Raw genomic sequence first — 21,691 nt, forward strand, 5'->3', positions numbered from 1 at the left:
ATGGGAGACGTTATTGATATATATGGTTTATCACCTTTGCAAAAAGGAATACTGTTTCATACTTTATACGATCAAGATGATGAACATTCATTTTCCTATATTGTACAAGTAGGCTTCTTGCTCGGGGGGCAATTGGATATTGCTACTTTTGAAAAGGCCTGGGAATATGTTATTCATCGACATGAGGTTTTACGTTCAGTATTTGTGTGGGAGGAAGTAGAAAAACCACTACAAGCGGTTTACCAACGTCTTCCTTTTACTATTCATGAAGAGGATTGGAGCACCTATCCACATGATGAAAGGGCGAAGAAATTACAACAGTTTTTGAATGTAGATCGTAGAAAAGGATTTTTATTGGATGAAGCACCATTGATGAGAGTCACTGCGATTAAAGAGGCAAAAGAGGAAACGAGAATTATTTGGACACATCATCATATTTTGCTAGATGGATGGAGTGTGTCATTGGTCTTTAGTGAAGTGATGGAAGTTTATCTCAAGATGATAAAGGGAGAATTGTTGAATCTTCCTAAACCTCTTCCTTATAAAAAATATATTCAATGGATAAATAAACAAGATCAAAGTCAAGCAGAGGAATTTTGGAAAGAAGAATTAAAAGGGTTCTATGCACCTACTCCATTAGCAATGGAAAGAAAGGAACAAGGACAAGAGAAGGGTTATGGAGAATGTGCTTATCAAGTATCTGAGGAACTTACTGAGAGTTTACAAGAGTGGGTACGAAATAGTCGATTAACGTTGAATACGTTAGTACAAGGTGCATGGGCTTATTTGATGAGTAGGTATAGCGGTGACAGTGACGTCGTATTTGGCGTAACTAGCGCTGGGCGTCCTACTGATTTAATGGGAGCAGAGAATATGGTGGGGCTATTTATTAACACATTACCTACCAGAATTCGATTAACGGATAATACATCAGTAGTAGATTGGCTTCGTAAAATACAAATGAAAGAAATGGAACGAAGACAGTATGAGTATAATTCGTTGATAGATATTCAAGGCTGGAGTGAGGTTCCGCGAAATAGCTCCTTATTTCATACCTTGTATGTGTTTGAAAATTATCCAATTCAAGGTGAGAGAAATGATGATTTAAGATTACTAGATGTTACAAGCACGGAACAAACAAATTATCCTTTAACACTCATTGTAATGCCCGGTAAGAAAATTACTTTAAAGTTGATGTATGATCGAAGCTATTTTAATGAAGAAACAATAAATCTGATTCAGAATCACTTATTGCAAATATTAATTCAGATGACGAAGAGCCTAGATTCAAAACTATTTGAAATTACTCATTTAACAGAAGAAGAACAGATACAGTTACTAGAGGAATGGAATCATACTCAAGTTAATTATTCGGCTGAAGGCATGATTCATACGATGTTTGAGGAGCAAGTTAAAAAAACACCGGAAGCAATCGCGGCTAGTTACGAAAATGAACAAATTACATATAAAGAGTTGGAGAAGCGTGCAAATCAGCTAGCTCATTATTTACAAAAGCATGGTGTAGGCCCAGAGTCTCTAGTTGGAGTATATATGGAACGTTCATTACAAATGATGATAGCGTTATTAGGTATTCTAAAATCAGGAGCAGCGTATGTTCCACTTGACCCTACTTATCCAGAGAGTCGGCTTCGATATATATTAGAGGATGCTGGAATCGAAGTACTAGTGACGGAAGAGAATTCTAAAAATTTGTTTGTATCTGAAAATATAGAAACGATTTGTATGAATAAAGATTACACTGCAATTGAAAAAGAAGAATCAACCCCATGTATAAGTGGTGTAACAGGAGAAAATTTAGCGTATGTTATGTATACTTCAGGATCTACAGGGAATCCAAAGGGAGTAATGATTGAGCATCATTCAGTAATTAATTATCTAGAATGGATGCAACATAAATATCCGCTTTCTGAAAAGGATGTGGTCTTGCAGAAAACGCCATTCTCATTTGATGTCTCTGTTTGGGAATTGTTTTGGGGCATTCACGTTGGTGCCAGTGTATCTTTCCTACCTCCAGATGGAGAAAAAGATCCTTCTATTATAGCTGAAGTGATTAAACAACATCAGGTTACTATAGTTCAATTTGTACCTTCAATGTTATCTGTTTTCTTAGATCACTTCAATCGTATTGAATTGAACATGAATTGTTCGTCCGTACGCCATGTATTTTCTGGTGGAGAAGAACTAAGTTCAGGGTTAGTTAGACGATTTCAACAGAAATGGAATTATAGTGGACAAGTGAAATTGACCAACTTTTATGGACCAACTGAAGCCACTATTTATGTGAATGCATTTGATATTCAGCCTAATCAAGAATTTGTTTCTATTGGGCAGCCAATACAGAACACGCAATTATATGTATTAGACCAAAATCAACGCTTGCAATCAATAGGAATTGAGGGTGAGTTATATATTGGTGGTGCTGGTTTAGCACGTGGATACTTAAATCGTCCGAATCTTACTGCTGAAAAATTCGTTTCGCATCCATTCCAATTGGGGGAACGACTATATCGAACAGGAGATTCAGTAAGATATCTAACTGATGGAAATATAGAATTTATAGGTAGAATGGACCATCAAGTCAAAATGCGTGGTTTTAGGATTGAATTAGGAGAAATTGAAGCCACTTTAGAAAAATGTTCGTTTATTAAAGAGGCTGTCGTATTAGTTAGAGAAGATCGTCCAGGTGATCAACGATTGGTTGCATATGTAATAAGCGATGAAAATACCGAGGAGTGGAGAGAGTATTTACAAAAACAATTACCGAATCATATGATTCCAGCGCACTTTGTAGAGTTAGAACACTTCCCGCTTACTCCGAATGGGAAAATTGACCGAAAGGCCTTGCCAATACCTGATGAGCAAGCTATTGGAGATTTAAATGTTCTACCTCGGACGCCATCAGAAGAGCTTATTGCCTCGGTTTGGGGTCAAGTGTTAGGGATAGAAAATATTAGTATTCAGGATTCCTTCTTTGAACGTGGTGGGCACTCACTACTTGCTACTCAAATCGTCTCTCGGTTACAAGAACTGTTCCAAATTAAAATTCCATTACGTGAACTTTTCAAGCACGATACAGTGGAAGCATTGGCGAAACGAGTGGATCAGTTACGAAAAGAAGATAAAGAACGAGAGGTTGCTCCTCTTGTACCTATGAAACGAGAAGAAGTTATCCCACTTTCCTATGCGCAGAAACGTCTATGGTTTATTGATCAATTAATGCCAAATAGTGCGATGTACAATATTCATGCAGCGTGTCGCTTAACAGGTAAATGGTCAATTGAAGCATTGGAGGTCGGATGGAATCAATTGTTGGAGCGTCATGAATCATTAAGGACGACAATTCTAGAACAAGAGGATGAACCTTTTCAACAGGTTCAATCTCATGTGTTCAGACATATTCCTCAAACGAATCTAACAGATCTTTCTTTGGAAGATAGGGAAAGAGAAATGAAACGCCTTATTCAAAACGAGGCGGAGGAACCATTTCATTTGGGACAAGGTCCTCTGATTCGAACACGAATATTGAAAGTGGACAGGGAAGAATGGGTTCTCATTTGTACGATGCATCATATTATTTCAGATGGATGGTCAATGGGAATCTTACTTGAAGAATGGATGGCTTTTTATGAAGGAGCACTAACCGGAAAACCAGTGGAATTGAAGGAGTTATCTATCCAATATGCAGATTTTGTCATGTGGCAGAAGGAATGGCAAAAAGAGGAGAATTTGAATCAGCACCTTCAATATTGGAAGGAAGAATTATCTGGGGAACTACCGGTTTTACAATTACCGATGGATCGTCCTCGACCTGCAGTTCAAACCCATCGTGGTGCAAGTCAGTCCTTAATAGTGGCGAATTCCCTACAGGAAAAGCTCAAAGATTTAAGTCTGCAAGAAGGATGCACTTTATTTATGACATTGATGGCAGCGTATCAAAGCTTCCTTTCTCGTTATACAGGACAGGACGACATTATAGTTGGAAGCCCAATCGCTAATCGAAATGTGAAAGAGATTGAGGGATTAATAGGATTCTTTGCAAACACGTTGGTTTATCGAGCTGATTTCAGTGAAAATCCGACGTTCCAAGAACTTTTGTCGCAGGTAAGAAAAAAAGCGCTAAAAGCATACGAGTATCAGGACATCCCATTTGAGAAAGTGGTAGAATCCGTAAAACCTGAACGGAATACAAGTCATTCACCAATATTCCAAACTATGTTTACTTTACAGAATACGAAACAAGAGTTTCTTCAGCTATCTGAAAGACAAATGGAACTCATGGAAAGCCATGCTTCTGTTGCCAAATTTGATTTGAGTTTATTTGCTTCTGAGACGGAAGAAGGATTATCACTAACCTTTGAATATAATACTGATTTGTTTAATGATACAACCATTGAACGTATGGCAAGTCATTTTAAACATTGGTTAAATCAAATTGTCTCTCATCCAAAATGTGTACTATCAGAACTGAATATGTTATCGAAAGTAGAATATAAGCAACTACTAGAGGAATGGAATAAATCGCGTGTTATAGATATGGAAGAAAGTACGATTCATACAATGTTTGAAGAACAGGTGAAAAAAACACCAGAAGCAATTGCAGTAGTGTGCGAAGATGAAGAACTAACATATCGAGAGTTGGACGAACGCTCGAATCAGTTGGCACATTATTTACAAAAAAATGGTGTAACATGCGAATCATTAGTTGGGGTTTGCGTTACACGTTCATCCGAGATGATTGTCGGTCTTTTAGGAATTATGAAGGCGGGAGGAGCATATGTCCCAATTGATCCAGCGTATCCGGAAAGTCGACTGCAGTACATTTTAGAAGATGCTCAAATAAAGGTACTGGTGACGCAGGAAAAGTTACAACAAAAAATGGTTATACCTAAATTCGTCAACGTGATTTGTATTGATCGTAATCGAGCAGAAATAGAACAAGAAGTAACTACGGTATGTACGAGTGAAGTGACGGGCGATAACTTAGCCTATATTATCTATACTTCAGGTTCCACTGGAAATCCAAAGGGAGTAATGATTGAGCACAGGAATACAGTAACAATGATTCATTGGGCGCACCACACGTATTCCCGAAAGGAATTAGCGGGAGTGTTAGCTTCAACTTCGCTATCTTTTGATTTATCCGTTTTTGAAGTATTTGTTCCCTTAACGATGGGTGGTAAGGTGATTGTCACTGAAAATGCTCTACATCTAGAGAAGTTGTCTTCCAAAGGTGTGACTTTGGTTAATACTGTGCCATCGGCAGCAAAGGAACTGGTTCGAGCAAAAACAATACCTTCTTCGGTAAAGGTGATGAATTTGGCTGGAGAACCATTGCCATATTCGCTTGTTCAAGATTTATACGAGAGAAATACGATTGAAAAGGTGTACAACCTATATGGACCGTCCGAAGATACTACGTATTCCACGTATATGGAATTAGAAAAGGGTGTCATGCATAGGGTCCCACCGATTGGTAAACCAATATTCAATACAGAAGTATATGTACTAAGTGCTGAACAAAAAATGGTTCCAATTGGTGTAGTTGGTGAGTTGTACATTGGTGGATCAGGATTAGCACGTGGATATTTAAAGCGCCCTGACTTAACGAAAAATCGTTTTATACCGCATCCGTTTAAAGAAGGAGAGCGAATATACCGGACTGGAGATTTAGTAAGGTATTTGCCGGATGGAAATTTGGAGTATGTTGGGCGAATCGATCATCAGGTGAAAATTCGTGGGTTCCGGATTGAACTAGGAGAAATTGAAGCGATATTACAAAGGCATACACTAGTTAACGAAGCTATTGTGATGGTGCGGGAAGATTATCCTGGCGACCCACGTTTGATTGCCTATGTTGTAGGAGACGGAGATGCTCAAAAGTGGCGTGATTATCTCAAGGATCAACTACCAAATTATATGATCCCAGCCTATTTTGTTGGATTAAATGCATTTCCACTCACTCCTAATGGGAAAATTGATAGGAAGGCTTTACCAGCACCAGAGAAACAGGAGATAGCAAGTGGTTATATTGCTCCTCGTACGTCTACGGAAAAAACAATCGTTTCGATATGGCATGAAGTTTTAGGTATGGAAAACATCGGAATTCAGGATTCGTTTTTTGAAATTGGTGGCCATTCATTACTTGCTACGCAAGCTGTTTCTAATCTTAAAGAGGCTTTTGCAATCGACATACCATTGCATGATTTATTTATGTTTCATACGGTGGAGCAATTGGCAGAACAGATTGATCAATTGCTCGATAACAAAAATCAAGAAATGCAGAATGGTAGTAAGGAGAATGTAAGTCTTCAAGACTATATTCAAAAGGAAGCAGAAGTGAGTAATGATGAAGAATTACTGGAACTACTTAAGCAATTAGAAGAGCTATCAGAGGAAGAAGCACAAGGGATATTCGAGAGTAATTTGATTGAGGAAGGGGTAAAAAAATGAGAAGTGATTTACTTGCAAAGCTGAGTTCACTTTCTCCTGAGAAGAGAGCATGGCTTCAGAAGCAAATGCAAAAAAAGGAGAATAAAGAAGCACTCCCGTTGTCTTATGCACAACAACGTTTGTGGTTTATGGACAGATTTAATCCAAATAGTTCTTTATATAATATTCCAACGGTATGGCATCTAAAAGGAAATTGGATACCTGAAGCATTAGAAAAGGGATTCAATCGACTCATTGAACGCCATGAATCATTACGAACTGTTTTTAAAGAAGTAGGAGAACAACCTGTGCAACAAATTGTCGAATTCCTTCCTAGAGCATTACCTGTAAGAGATTACTCTCAACTTCCTCTAGAAGTAAAAGAAAAAGAGGTAGATAGTTTAATTGCGAGAGAAGCGCAAGAACCATTTAATTTAATGAATGGTCCTTTAGTTCGTAATCAGCTTGTTCAATTAGAGAAGGATGAATGGTTATTACTGTGTACGATGCATCATATTATTTCTGATGCTTGGTCCATTGGTATATTCATGAATGAATTACTTGCTTTCTATGAAGAAGAAACGGGCGGAAATCCTGCTAAATTAAGTTCATTATCCATTCAATATGCAGACTTTGCGAAGTGGCAAAAGGAGTGGTTGCAAGGTGATGTGCTAAATCGTCAGCTTACGTATTGGCAAGAAGAATTATCTGGTGAGCTTCCTATTTTACAACTGCCAGTGGATCGACCTCGACCGGTTAAGCAGACTTACTCTGGGGCTACGCATCACGTAATTTTTCCTTATAAATTGCTTAGTCAATTGAAGGATATAAGTCGACAAGAAGGATCTACTTTATTTATGACTTTAATGGCCGCATACCAGAGCTTTCTTGCTCGTTATACGGGACAAAAAGATATTCTAGTTGGTAGTCCGATTGCAAATCGGAACCATAAGGGAGTAGAAGGATTAATTGGTTTCTTTGTTAATACGTTGGTTTACCGATCAGATTTGAGTGGCATCCCTACTTTTCGAGAGATTTTGAACCAAACAAAGAAAAAGGCGTTAAAAGCTTACGAATATCAAGATATACCATTTGAAAAAGTGGTAGAAGCTGTGCAACCTGAACGAAGCACGAGTCATTCCCCTATATTTCAGACCATGTTTACGCTACAAAATATAAAACAAGAACGACTAGATTTGCCTGATAGAAGTATTGAAATGGTAGAAAGTAATATGTCTATTGCTAAATTTGATTTGAGCTTAACTGCCTATGAAGTGGAAGAAGGTCTATTCGTCTCATTTGAATACAACACGGATTTATTTGATAGTAGTACCATTGCACGTATGGCAGGACATTTTGAGAACTGGCTAAATGAAATCACGTATCATCCAGATGAATCATATACAAAGCTGTCAATGTTATCGGATACTGAGCAAAAACAACTCCTAGAAGAATGGAATGATACGGACGTAGTTTATGGTCATGATTGTATGATTCATGAGCTATTTGAGCAGCAAGTTGCACGGACACCTAATGCAGTGGCGGTAGTTTATGAGGGTGGAAAGCTAACGTATCAAGAACTGAATGAAAAATCGAATCAATTGGCACATTTTCTACAAAAACGAGGTATCGGACCTGAATCATTAGTGGGTATATGTATTGAACGTTCTCCTGATATGATTATTGGTCTCTTTGGGATTTTGAAAGCAGGTGGGGCTTATGTCCCACTGGACCCAAGTTATCCCGAAAACCGCCTGAGATACATTTTGGAGAATTCACAAATTCAAGTGCTGTTAACAAAAGAGGCACTACAGGACTGGTTACCTAAAGATATTCGAGCAATTTGTTTAGACCGGGATCAAGTAATGATTTCTAAAGAGAGTAATTTAGCTCCGGTGAGTGGAGTAACAGCAAATAACTTAGCCTATATTATATACACTTCGGGTTCGACGGGAAATCCAAAGGGGGTAATGATTGAACATCATTCCGTTATCAACCGTCTACAGTGGATGCAGAAAAAATACCCATTGTCCGAGGACGATACAATCCTACAAAAGACACCGTTTTCATTTGATGTTTCTGTCTGGGAATTATTTTGGTGGTCATTTGTAGGAGCACGTGTTTGTTTACTTCCACCAGGAGGAGAGAAAGATCCTGCGGTGATTGAGGAGTATATTGAACGATATCGTGTGTCCACCATGCACTTTGTTCCGTCGATGTTATCTACTTTTTTAGATTATATGGAACTATATAATTCGAAAAGGGATGTATCGTCTTTAATTCAAGTTTTTACTAGTGGAGAAGCGTTAAACACTGAGCAGGTTCGCCGGTTTAAGGGGATCTTTTACAATGTTCAGCAAACAAAGTTAATTAACTTGTATGGTCCTACTGAAGCGACTGTGGATGTGACTTATTACGATTGTGATTTAGAAAAAGAGGCAATGCTTATTCCGATTGGTCGTCCGATTGATAATACAGAGTTGTATGTGTTAGATCAATATCAACAAGTGGTCCCGATTGGTGTGGCAGGGGAACTTTACCTTGGAGGAGTAGGATTGGCACGTGGCTACTTCAATCGACCGGATTTAACTACTGAACGTTTTATTCCGCATCCTTTTAAGGACGGGGAACGATTATATCGAACGGGTGACTTGGTGAGATATATGAATGATCGTAACTTAGAATATATTGGAAGAATAGATAACCAAGTCAAAATTAGAGGATTCCGAATTGAATTGGGAGAAATTGAAGCAGCTTTACATGATCACTCATCTGTAAAAGAGGCAGTCGTGTTGGTGAAGGAAGATCGACCAGGAGATAAGCAGTTAGTAGCTTATGTAGTGGGTGAAGGGGATACTGGAGAGTGGCGTGAATATCTCAAGAAGCAATTACCACATTATATGGTTCCGGCATACTTTTTCCAAATTGAAGGTATGCCACTCACTCCAAATGGTAAAGTGAATCGGAAAGCATTATTGGAATTAGAAGAACAGTTCATAAGTGAAGATATTACTTCATCACGAACACCAGTGGAGGAGCTCATTGTTTCCGTTTGGAGCCAAGTGTTAGGAATAAAAAATATTAGTGTGCAGGATTCCTTTTTTGAAATCGGTGGTCATTCACTACTAGCTACTCAAGTAGTGTCACGTTTACAGGAAATTTTTCAAATCGAATTACCAGTACGTGAACTATTTGAATATACAACGGTGGAGTCACTGGCAAAGCGATTAGAACAGCTACGTAAAGGAGATAAAAAACGAGAGATTCCGCCACTAATACCGATGGAGCGAGGAGAAGCTATTCCACTATCTTATGCCCAACAACGTTTATGGTTTATTGATCAATTTACACCTAATAGTGCCCTTTACAATATGCCAATGGTATGCCGTCTTACAGGGAATTGGCTACTTGAAGCATTGGAAACGGGATGGAATCAACTAATAGAACGTCATGAATCACTGCGGACGGTCTTTCAAGAAGTGAATGGTCAACCCGTACAGCAAATTAAATCGTATGCTTTTCAATCAATTCCGAAAACGGATTTAACTATGCTTTCTTCTGAAGACCGAGAAGAAGAGGTTAAACGTTTCATTCAACAAGAAACAGAAGTGCCATTTGATTTAACAGAGGGTCCATTAATCAGGACGAGTATTTTGCACGTGGGAGAGGAAGAATGGATACTCCTTTGTACTTTACATCATATCATTTCAGATGGATGGTCAATGGGAATCCTACTTGAAGAATGGATGGCATTTTATGAGAAAGCAACGGATGGAAAGGTGGCGGAACTTGAACCATTACCGGTTCAATATGCCGACTTTGCTCAGTGGCAAAAAGGATGGCTGAAGGAGGAAGTGCTTGATCAACAACTTCAATATTGGAGGGAAGAATTGTCTGGGGAGCTTCCTGTACTCCAACTTCCTATGGATCGCCCGCGTCCTGCAATACAAACTCATCACGGGTCGACATACACTCTAGTTTTGCCAAGCACGCTACATGATAAATTGAATGAACTTAGCCGAAAAGAAGGGGCTACACTCTTCATGACGCTGTTGGCTGCGTATCAAAGTTTTCTATCTCGTTATACGGGACAAGAAGATATTTTGGTCGGAAGCCCAATTGCGAATCGGAATTATAGAGAAATTGAAGGACTAATTGGTTTCTTCGTTAACACGCTGGTTTATCGAACTAATTTGAGTGGTGGACCGACATTTCAAGATGTACTGTATCAGGTTCGTCAAAAGGCATTGAAGGCGTATGAATATCAAGATATCCCATTTGAAAAAATTGTAGAAGTTGTGCAACCGGAGCGAAGTACAAGTCATTCGCCAATCTTCCAGACTATGTTCATCTTGCAAAATATGAAACAAGAGTTTCCGGTGTTATCTAGTAGAAGTATTGAAATGATAGAAAGCCATAGTCCAATTGCAAAGTTTGATTTAAGTGTGATGGCAGTTGAGACAGAAGAGGGATTACTTTTTACTTTTGAATACAATAAGGATTTATTCAATGCTACTACTATTGAACGGATGGCAGGACACTTTGAGAAATGGCTATATGAAGTTTCTCATCGCCCACAAAATCCGTTGCATGACCTGAGCATGCTATCGGAACCCGAGCGTAATTTGTTATTAGAAACATGGAATGACACTGTAATGGAAATGTCCCATCAGGGTCTTATTTGCGAAAGATTTGAGGAGCAAGTAGCAATGCGTCCTGATGCGATTGCGATAGTTGATCAAACAAAACAGTGGACTTATGGTGAACTGGATATACAAGCAAATCAGTTGGCAAATGTTTTACAGCGAAAGGGAGTAGCCCCAGAGTCAGTGGTGGGAGTTTATCTTCCGAGGTCAGCAGAGCTAATGGCAAGTTTACTAGGCATTTTAAAAGCTGGTGGAGCTTATGTTGTTTTAGACCCGTTGTATCCAAAATCAAGGTTAGAATACATGATTGAAGATGCAGGAATTCAATTTGTAGTGACGGCGGAAGTACAAGAAGGACATTTCGCACACGTCGAAATGGTGAGGTTAGAAGAATTAACGGTGGAAAGCGTAATTGCACCTACACGTCAAATAAATCCAGAGAACTTAGCCTATATTGTCTATACCTCTGGTTCTACAGGAAAACCGAAGGGTGTTATGGTTGAATATCGCTCATTAATGAATATGGTTTCTTGGCATCAAGAAGTTTATCGTATTTCAGCAGAGGATCGTGCGACTCAGATTGCAGGGGTTGCTTTTGATTCGGCTGTCCAGGAGATTTGGCCGTATCTAACTGCTGGTGCAGCACTCTACTTGTCAACAGAGGAACTGAGAATTAATCCAGAAGCACTAAGGGACTGGCTCATTGATTCACGAATAACAGCTAGTTTTGCACCTACGCCTATTCTGGAAAGACTCTTGAAATTATCTTGGCCAGATAAAACGGATCTTCGTTTTATCATTACTGGTGGGGATCAATTAACACAGTATCCATCTAACGATATTCCTTTTGCGGTAATTAATCAGTATGGTCCATCGGAAAATACCGTTGTTACCACAGATTGTTATGTACCTGTAGGAGTGACAACAGGTACGCCATCGATTGGTCGACCGATTGCGAATACAGAAGTTTATGTGTTAGATTCTCATCTTCAGCTAGTACCAATTGGTGTAATTGGAGATCTCTATATTGGAGGGAAGAGTCTTGCACGTGGATATGCTAATCGTCCGGATCTTACAAAGGAAAAATTTATTCCACATCCTTTCAAGTCAGGAGAACGTCTCTATTATACAGGAGACAAAGCAAGTTATCTTTCTGATGGTAATCTCCAGTTCCATGGACGTATAGATGACCAAGTGAAAATTCGTGGTTTCCGGATTGAATTGGGAGAAATAGAAGCTGTTTTGCAGGCGCATTCTTCTGTGAAAGAAGCTGTTGTATTGGTGCGAGAGGATAATCAAGGTGATAAGAGATTAGTAGCTTATGTAGTTGGTGAAGGAAGTGTCCATGAATGGCGAGAACATCTACAAACACATTTACCTAATTACATGGTTCCAACAAACTTTATTGAGATGGAATTTTTACCACTTACACCGAATGGAAAACTTGATTTGAAGGCATTGCCTATACTTAGTGAACAATCCGCTGAAAATACTGTATACCCAAGAACTCCGCTGGAAGAACTTATTGCTTCAGTGTGGAGTCAAGTGCTAGGAATAAGAGACATTGATGTTCAGGATTCTTTCTTTGAGCTCGGTGGTCACTCTCTACTTGCTACACAAGTGGTCTCACGCTTACAGGAGGTCTTTCAAATCAAATTGCCAGTACGTGAACTGTTCGAATATTCAACGGTCGAGGCATTATCGAAACGAATAGATCAGTTACGTAAGGGGAGCGAAAAACGAGAAATTCCACCATTGATGCCGATAGAACGAGGGGGAAATATTCCACTGTCTTATGCCCAACAGCGCTTATGGTTTATTGATCAATTTGCACCTAATAGTGCACTTTATAATATGCCAATGGCATGCCGTCTTACAGGGAATTGGTTACCTGAGGCATTGGAGTTGGGATGGAATCAGTTGATAGAGCGTCATGAATCTTTGCGGACTGTATTTTATGAAGAGGATGGCCATCCTATCCAGCAGATTCAACCGTACGTTTTCCGTCCGCTTCTGCAAATGGACTTAACTAAGCTTTCATTAGAGGAGCGAGAAAGAAAGTTGGAGCAATGGATTCAAACTGAAGTCGAATCTCCATTTGATTTAGAACAAGGGCCATTGTTCCGTGGGAAACTCATAAGAATTTCAGAAGAAGAATGGATTCTTCTGTGTAATATGCATCATATTATCTCAGATGGATGGTCGATGGAAATCTTACTTCAAGAATGGATGGCATTTTATGAGAATGCGATTGGTGAAAAACAAGCAGAGCTGGAACCACTACCAGTTCAATATGCCGATTTTGCTCAGTGGCAAAGAGAATGGTTGAAAGATGAATTACTATATCAACAACTTGCGTATTGGAAGGAAGAATTATCCGGTGAGTTACCAGTCTTAATGTTGCCAATGGATCGTCCGCGTCCGCCAGTGCAAACCCACCATGGATTAACTCATAATGTTTTGTTATCGCGCTCATTACTGGATAAATTAAACGAACTAAGTCGTCAAGAAGGGGCCACACTTTTCATGACCTTATTGGCAGCGTATCAAAGTTTCCTTGCTCGTTATACGGGACAAACGGATATTATTGTTGGTAGCCCAATTGCAAATCGAAATTATCGAGAAATTGAAGGACTGATTGGTTTCTTTGTCAATACATTGGTTTATCGAGCTGATTTAAGTAATGCACCGGCATTTCAAGAGTTGTTGTCTCAAGTACGGATAAAAGCATTGAAGGCGTATGAGTATCAAGATGTTCCGTTTGAGAAAATTGTAGAGGTTATCCAACCTGAACGAAATACAAGCCATTCTCCGATTTTCCAAACCATGTTTACTTTGCAAAATACGGGACAGAAGCTACCAGAACTACATGGAAGAAATATAGAAGTAATGGAAAGTAATGCCCCTATCGCTAAGTTTGATTTAAGTTTAACTGCTGCAGAAGTGGAAGAGGGTTTATTACTTACTTTTGTTTATAGAACTGATTTATTTGACAGCTTAACTATTGAATCCATGGCTGAACATTTTGGGAACTGGTTGAATGTAATCGTGGAGAATCCTGATAAATCATTAGCTAAGTTGCCTATATTATCAGGATTACAGCAAAAACAGTTGGAAGAGTGGAATAATGATGCTGTAGCATATCTACAGGAAAGTACGATTCATCAGCTGTTTGAAGAGCAAGTAAATCGTACACCTGATGCGGTAGCAGTGGTAGATGAAAAACAGCAGTTAACGTATCGAGAGCTGAATGAAAAAGCTAATCAATTGGCCCACTATCTTCAGCAATGCGGAATTGGGAATGAATCATTGGTTGGACTTTGCTTTGAGCGTTCAGTTGAGATGGTTGTTAGTATTATGGGGATTTGGAAGGCTGGAGCAGCCTATGTTCCATTAGACCCATCATATCCAGAAAGTCGCCTACGATATATTTTGGAGGACACTGGAATTCAAGTATTAGTTACGAACGAGTCATTGGAAGACTGGATACCTAAAGAAATGAAGATAGTTTGTCTAGATAGGGATCAAGCAATGATTTCACAAGAAAGCATTCTTTCACCAAAATGTGAAGTAACAGGAGAAACCTTAGCGTATGTTATCTATACTTCAGGATCAACGGGGAATCCAAAGGGTGTCTTGATACAGCATCATTCTGTACTAAACTTGTCACATGGTTTACAAAAAGAGGTTTTCGAACATGAGATACCATCTAACATGCATGTCGGTTTAAATGCGTCAATTGCCTTTGATGCATCTATCCAGCAATTACAAATGCTGCTTTATGGTTCAAGTTTGTATATTATTCCAAATGAAGTACGAAGTGATCCGGAGCAGTTTGTAGCTTATATTAGGGAGAACAAGTTAGAAATCTTTGATATAACACCTTCATTGCTTCAATTACTTATAGATGTCGGATTGTTAGAAACGTGCGATGGCATTCATGTTCCAAGTAAGGTACTGGTTGGTGGTGAAGCAATTATGCCGTCATTATGGGAACAGCTAGTAGAGACTGATAAAATACAGTTTTATAATGTATATGGTCCTACAGAATGTACGGTTGATGCAACATGCTATCATATCAAAAAAGATAGTAAGAGAGTAACAATTGGGCGTCCATTGCCTAACGTCCAAACTTATGTATTAGATAGAAATAGGTTACCAGTTCCAGTTGGTGTGATGGGGGAACTTTATATCGGAGGAGCAGGTCTAGCAAGGGGGTACTTGAATCGTCCAGAGTTAACATCCGAACGATTTATTTCTCATCCATTCAAAGAAGGCGAGAGGTTATATAGAACAGGCGATCTTGTGAGATATCTTCCAGATGGTAATATAGACTACTTAGGAAGAATGGATAATCAAGTGAAGATTAGAGGATTTCGAATCGAACTTGGGGAGATTGAGTCGACTTTACAAGAGCATGACTTGGTAAAAGAGGTAGTTGTAATAGTTAGGGAAAATCAGTCGGGAGATAAGAGATTAGTAGCTTATGTAGTGGGCGAAGGTAGTTTAGAAGAATGGCGAGAGTATCTTAAAACAAAACTGCCAATCCATATGATACCTTCCTACTTTGTCGAAATGAAAGAATTACCGCTAACCATAAATGGAAAGGTTGATCGGAAATCGTTACCTATACCAGATTATCAAGGAACACAAGAAGGCTACGAGGCCCCAAGAAATGAACGTGAACATAAGCTTTCTATCATTTGGGAACGTGTGCTAGGTTCAAAACGTATTGGTATTTATGATAACTTTTTTGAAATTGGTGGAGATTCAATTCTTAGCATTCAGATTGTCTCTCGTGCAAAGCAAGCTGGTTTACAGTTGACACCAAAACAACTATTTGAACACCAAACGATTGCTGAGTTGGCGCAAGTAGTCAAAGAAGAACAAGGTGTACAAGCTGAACAAGGAATTATAACTGGAGAGACGATACTTACACCTATTCAGCAAAGGTTTTTTGCACAAAATCATCCTAATCCACATCATTGGAATCAATCCATGTTCTTTAGAACGAAAGAAAAATTGGACATAGGATCACTGGAAAAGGCAGCGCGTAGCCTTCTACTTCATCATGATGCCCTGCGTTTAAGATATGAACGTTTACCTAATGGGACTTGGGAACAGTGGAATGAAGGAATTAAAGAACAATTGATGCTGACTGTCATTTCATTAGACGAAGTGCCGGAAGCGGATTGGCATGAAGTTATTCAAAAAGAGATTAATGTTGCACAAGAAAGATTGAATTTACATGATGGTCCTTTAATGAGAATGGTGTATTTTGATGAAGATGAGAAGACTGGCCGATTATTTTGGACAATTCATCACTTAGCCGTGGATGGTGTTTCTTGGCGAATTTTATTGGAAGATTTGCAAACAGCGTATACGCAAGCAGTCCAAGGACAAAAAATTCAATTACCTATGAAGAGTACATCTTTTAAAGAATGGTCGGAGAAATTACAACATTACGCTGAAACTGGAATATCAAAAGAAGTGCTACATTACTGGGAGCAGCAGGCTGAACAAGACGTAGTTATACTGCCAGTAGATGGTACTATAAGTAATCCAGTAAGCGCAGTAACTGAGGAAATTACTGTGGTGTTAAACGAGAATGAGACCCGTATGTTATTGCAAGAGACTTTAAGCACTCACCGTGTCCAAATCAATGAAGTATTATTAGCAGCATTGGTACAAGCTACAGCAGCATGTACGGGGCGGCCGATATTAAGCGTAGATTTAGAGGGACATGGTCGAGAAGAGATTATTGAAGATGTTGATTTATCGAGAACCGTGGGATGGTTTACAAGTATTTACCCAGTTCATTTAAATATTACTAATGCTAATACGCCAATTGCAGCATTAAAAGCAGTTAAAGAACAAGTTCGCAAAATTCCTAATAAGGGTGTTGATTATGGGGTGTTGCGTTACATGAACGCAACAATGTGTGAGCAATTAAGCTTCCAATATACACCGTCTATTAGTTTTAACTATCTTGGACAATTTGACCAATTGTTTTCTAGCGATGCAATGTTTATTCCAGAGAACGAATTTAAGCGTTTAGATCATGCTGCCGGTTCCAAGCGATCGCATGTAATTGATGTAATTGGGGTTGTAACGGATGGAAAACTTCAATTCACTTGGGTATACAATGTTGGACAATTTGCCAAATTAACGATTCAAAGTATTGCACAGAATATGCTATATCAACTGAGTACATTGATCCAATTTTCAGATAGAGAATCTGCACTGACCATTTCGGATTTTGCAATGGCTAATCTTAGCCAAGAAGGTTTGACAAATGTACTAAACAAAATGCATCGCGGAAAGAACAATCAGATTACTGATTTATATCCATTATCACCTTTGCAAGAAGGTATGATTTTCCACACATTGCATGACCAAGGGGATGAATATGTTGCACCGTATATAGTGCAATTGAGTTTTATGATTCGAGGGAAAATGAATATTCCTACATTTGAGCAGGCGTGGAAATCTGTAATTCAGCGGCATGAAATTTTTCGTACAGCATTTGTATGGGACGAAATTGAAGAACCTGTACAAGTGGTGTATGAAAATATCCCATTTAAAGTGAACAAAGAAGACTGGCGTACAATGACGAGTGAAGAGATAGAGGAAAAAAGAAAAGTCTTTTTGGAATTAGATCGAAAACAAGCCTTCCAATTTGATGAAGCACCATTGATGCGGGTAACAGTCATTCAAGAAGGTGAGGAAGAATATCGGATTGTTTGGACCCATCACCATATTTTACTGGATGGATGGAGTTTACCATTAGTATTTAATGAATTACTTACAGTCTATCAAAAGAGAATGAATGGAGAAGCTGTGAAGTTACCTAAGTCCTCACCATATAAGAAATATATCCAATGGCTCAGAGAACAAGATAAGGAGCAGGCGGAACAATTCTGGAGAGAGAAGCTAAAAGGTTTTACTGCACCAACTTTACTGGGCTTAGAAAGTAAAGAGGAAGAAAAAGGTTACACAGAGAAGGTTAAGTATTTATCAGAAGAGCAGACTCAAGCGTTACAAGGATGGGCGAAACGCAATAAACTTACTTTGAGTACAGTAATTCAAGGTGCATGGGCATATCTCATGAGCCGATATAGTGGAGAAAATGACATTGTTTTTGGTGTAACAAGCTCAGGGCGTTCTACGGAGATTATTGATGTTGAAAACATCGTAGGTCCTTTCATTACAACGTCACCGACGCGAATTCAATTGATGGATGATATAAAATTAATAGATTGGTTGCAGAAGATACAAGAGGAAGAGATAGAAAGAAGACAATATGAGTATGCTTCTTTGACAGAGATTCAGGGGTGGAGTGAAGTTCCTAGAGGAATACCGCTGTTCAATAGTTTATATGTGTTTGAAAATTATCCAGTGAAAGAGGAGTCTTCAGAAAATCTGGAAATTGGTGAATTGGAAGGGGTAGAACAAACCCACTACCCATTAGGGTTAGCTGTAGTTCCAGGAATCCAGTTATCGTTAAAGTTAATGTATGACCGTAGTAAGTTTAATAGAGTAACCATTGAACGAATGCTGGGTCATTTACACCAAGTGTTAATGCAAATGCTCAAAAACATTGATCAAAATCTATCGGAGCTAGTATATATTACGGAAGCTGAACAAAGAAAGCTATTGGAAGAATGGAATAATAATACTATATCCTATCAACGTCAAAATGTAATTCATCAACTATTCGAAGAGCAAGTAAATCGTACGCCTGACGCGTTGGCAGTGGTAGATGAAAAACAGCAACTAACATATCGAGAGCTGAATGAAAGAGCTAATCAATTAGCACATCATTTACAGAAATGTGGAATTGGGACAGAGTCATTAGTTGGCCTTTGCTTTGAGCGTTCAGTTGAGATGGTTGTTGGTCTCATGGGAATTTGGAAGGCTGGAGCAGCCTATGTTCCATTAGATCCATCGAATCCGGAAAGCCGCCTACAATATATTTTAGAAGACACAGGAATTAAAGTGTTAGTTACAAATAAAGTATTACTAGGCTGGATACCTAAAGACATCAAGACAGTTTGCCTAGATAGGGACCAAGCAATGCTTTCTCAAGAAAGCAAACTTTCACCAATATGTGAGGTAACAGGGGAAAATTTAGCGTATGTTATCTATACTTCTGGTTCGACAGGGAATCCAAAGGGGGCTTTAGTACAGCACCATTCTGTAATAAACCTATCCTATGGTTTACAAAAAGAAGTTTTCTCACATGAAATACCTAATAATATGCGCGTCGGTTTGAATGCGTCAATTGCCTTTGATGTATCTATTCAGCAATTACAAATGTTGCTTTATGGTTCAAGTTTATATATTATCCCAAGTGAAGTTCGCACTAATCCGGAACAATTTGTGTCCTATATTAGGGAGAATAAATTGGAAATGTTTGATATGACACCTTCATTACTTCAATTACTTATAGATGGAGGATTGCTAGAAATAAGTGCTGATGTTCATGTACCAAGTAAGATATTAGTCGGTGGTGAAGCAATTATGCCGTCATTATGGGAACAGCTAGTAGAGACAGAAAAAATTGATTTTTATAACGTATACGGTCCTACAGAATGTACGGTTGATGCAACATGCTATCATATCAAAAAAGATAGTAAGAGAGTAACAATTGGCCGTCCGTTGCCGAACGTTCAAACTTATGTATTAGATAAAAATTTGTTACCTGTTCCAGTTGGTGTAACAGGTGAGCTATATATTGGGGGTGCAGGTATAGCGAGAGGATACTTGAATCGCCCAGAATTAACAGCAGAGAGATTCATCCGTCATCCATTTAATGAAGAAGAGCGTTTATATCGTACGGGAGATTTGGTTCGTTATTTACCTGATGGTAATTTAGATTACTTGAGAAGAATTGATAATCAAGTAAAAATTAGGGGCTTTCGTATTGAACTTGAAGAGATTGAAGCGAATCTAGAGAGGCATCCATTGGTAAAAGAAGCAGTAGTTTTGGTAACAGAGGATAAATTAGGAGAGCAGAGATTGGTTGCTTATGTAGTTGGAGATGGTAGTATGCATGATTGGCGTGAATATCTCAAGACACAAGTACCGAATTATATGGTTCCCGCACACTTTATTAAGGTAGACGAGATTCCTCTTACAACGAATGGAAAAGTTGATCGAAAGGCATTGAACAATTTAACTATTTTAAGAGAAAATAACTTTTCTACACCAATCATTCCAAGGGATGAAATTGAATATCAGTTGATTAAAATCTGGCAGGATGTGTTACAGATAGAAGATGTCTATGTAAATGATGATTTCTTTAATAGAGGAGGACACTCTCTCCTTGTAATTAAATTAGTTTCAAAAATTAGGGAGAAGTTTGGAAAAGAGATTAAGGTGTCTACATTGATTAAGAATCCAACAGTGGAAGGAATCGCATGCCTTATTCGTGATAAGCATGATATGACGAAATCAGTAGCAGCGCTAGTTCCACTACAAGAATCAGAGAAAAGACCTTTCTTCTGCGTTCATCCGTTTATGGGGAATGTATTCTGTTACATTCAACTAGCAAGATTGCTTAAGAGCCGTTGTTCATTTTATGGTTTACAGAATCCTCTTATAGAAAAGAAAGAAATTGACGAGTTAACTTTGCCGGAAGTAATTCAACTTTACATGGAAGAAATAAAACGTGTTCAGCCAGAAGGTCCATATCGTCTTGGAGGATGGTCTTTAGGCGGTACGATTGCTTATGAAATCGCAACTGTATTAAAGAATCAAGGTGAGGAAGTTGAGTTGTTGGTACTCATGGATACTAAAGTACCTTCAAAGCAGGATCATAAAACAAGTGAGGATATGCTCTCATATATATATGAGCATTTCATTCCTAGAGATCTTACTGAGCAGGAAGGAGACCTTGTCCATAAACAAGATATGCTTGTGGAGCAATTAATTATGGAAGGAGTACTCACGCCTGATGCAGATCTTATCAATTTGAAGCAAGTTATCAATGCGCATAGGAAATGCCTGAACATAATGGCAGAGCATGATTTAATACCATACTCTGGAGAAGTTCTCTACTTTAGTGCTGAGGAAGGAAAAGAGTTGTTTACAGATTGGGGACCTTTATTAAAAGGTAGAGTAAATAGGTATTCAGTCCCTGGATCACATGAAGAAATAGTGGATTCACCTGCAGTTGAAAAAATAGCTATGTATCTACTAAATGAATTTGAAGGAATAAAAGAGAAATCCATTTTATTAACGGAAAAGTAGAGAGTATAAAAGATGCAATGCAATGAACGAAAAGGGTAGACCAATACCTGCATATCAAGTGTAGGGAATAATGAATATATTAAGAGCATTACTTTTTAAGGGGATAATGTAAAAAGTAATTGGTAGAGACATAGAAATCTTTATGAGTTACCCATAGTATGATGTAAATACTATGAAATCTTTGTAATAGAAGCGAATGCCTGATGATATTACTGAGGAAAGGTGCATATTTTCATTGATATGTAAATATGCACCTATTCTATTGTATATGCAATAGAATAAAGTTAATTTGAATTTCCGTAACGTTCATATATGAAGTAATTCTTTAAAAAAGGAAGTGA

The 21,691-nt window shown here is 38.5% G+C and carries 2 protein-coding genes; both read left to right on the top strand.

Annotated elements, in window-relative coordinates; all coding sequences use genetic code 11:
- Positions 1-6,471, top strand: coding sequence for a non-ribosomal peptide synthetase (locus DOS87_RS12005; RefSeq protein WP_097825748.1), 6,471 nt, complete (start codon positions 1-3; stop codon positions 6,469-6,471).
- Positions 6,468-21,350 (top strand): non-ribosomal peptide synthetase, encoded by a 14,883-nt coding sequence (locus tag DOS87_RS12010; protein ID WP_208730264.1) that lies wholly within the window; start codon positions 6,468-6,470, stop codon positions 21,348-21,350. The genes DOS87_RS12005 and DOS87_RS12010 overlap by 4 nt, the downstream gene beginning before the upstream one ends.
- Positions 21,351-21,691 lie beyond the last annotated feature (341 nt).

The organism is Bacillus sp. CR71 (assembly GCF_003429245.1).
Taxonomy (GTDB): domain Bacteria; phylum Bacillota; class Bacilli; order Bacillales; family Bacillaceae_G; genus Bacillus_A; species Bacillus_A thuringiensis_S.

Excerpts from the sequence above, each read along its gene's own strand:
- DOS87_RS12005 (WP_097825748.1), top strand. The coding sequence starts at position 1 with ATGGGAGACGTTATTGATATATATGGTTTATCACCTTTGCAAAAAGGA.
- DOS87_RS12010 (WP_208730264.1), top strand. The coding sequence starts at position 6,468 with ATGAGAAGTGATTTACTTGCAAAGCTGAGTTCACTTTCTCCTGAGAAG.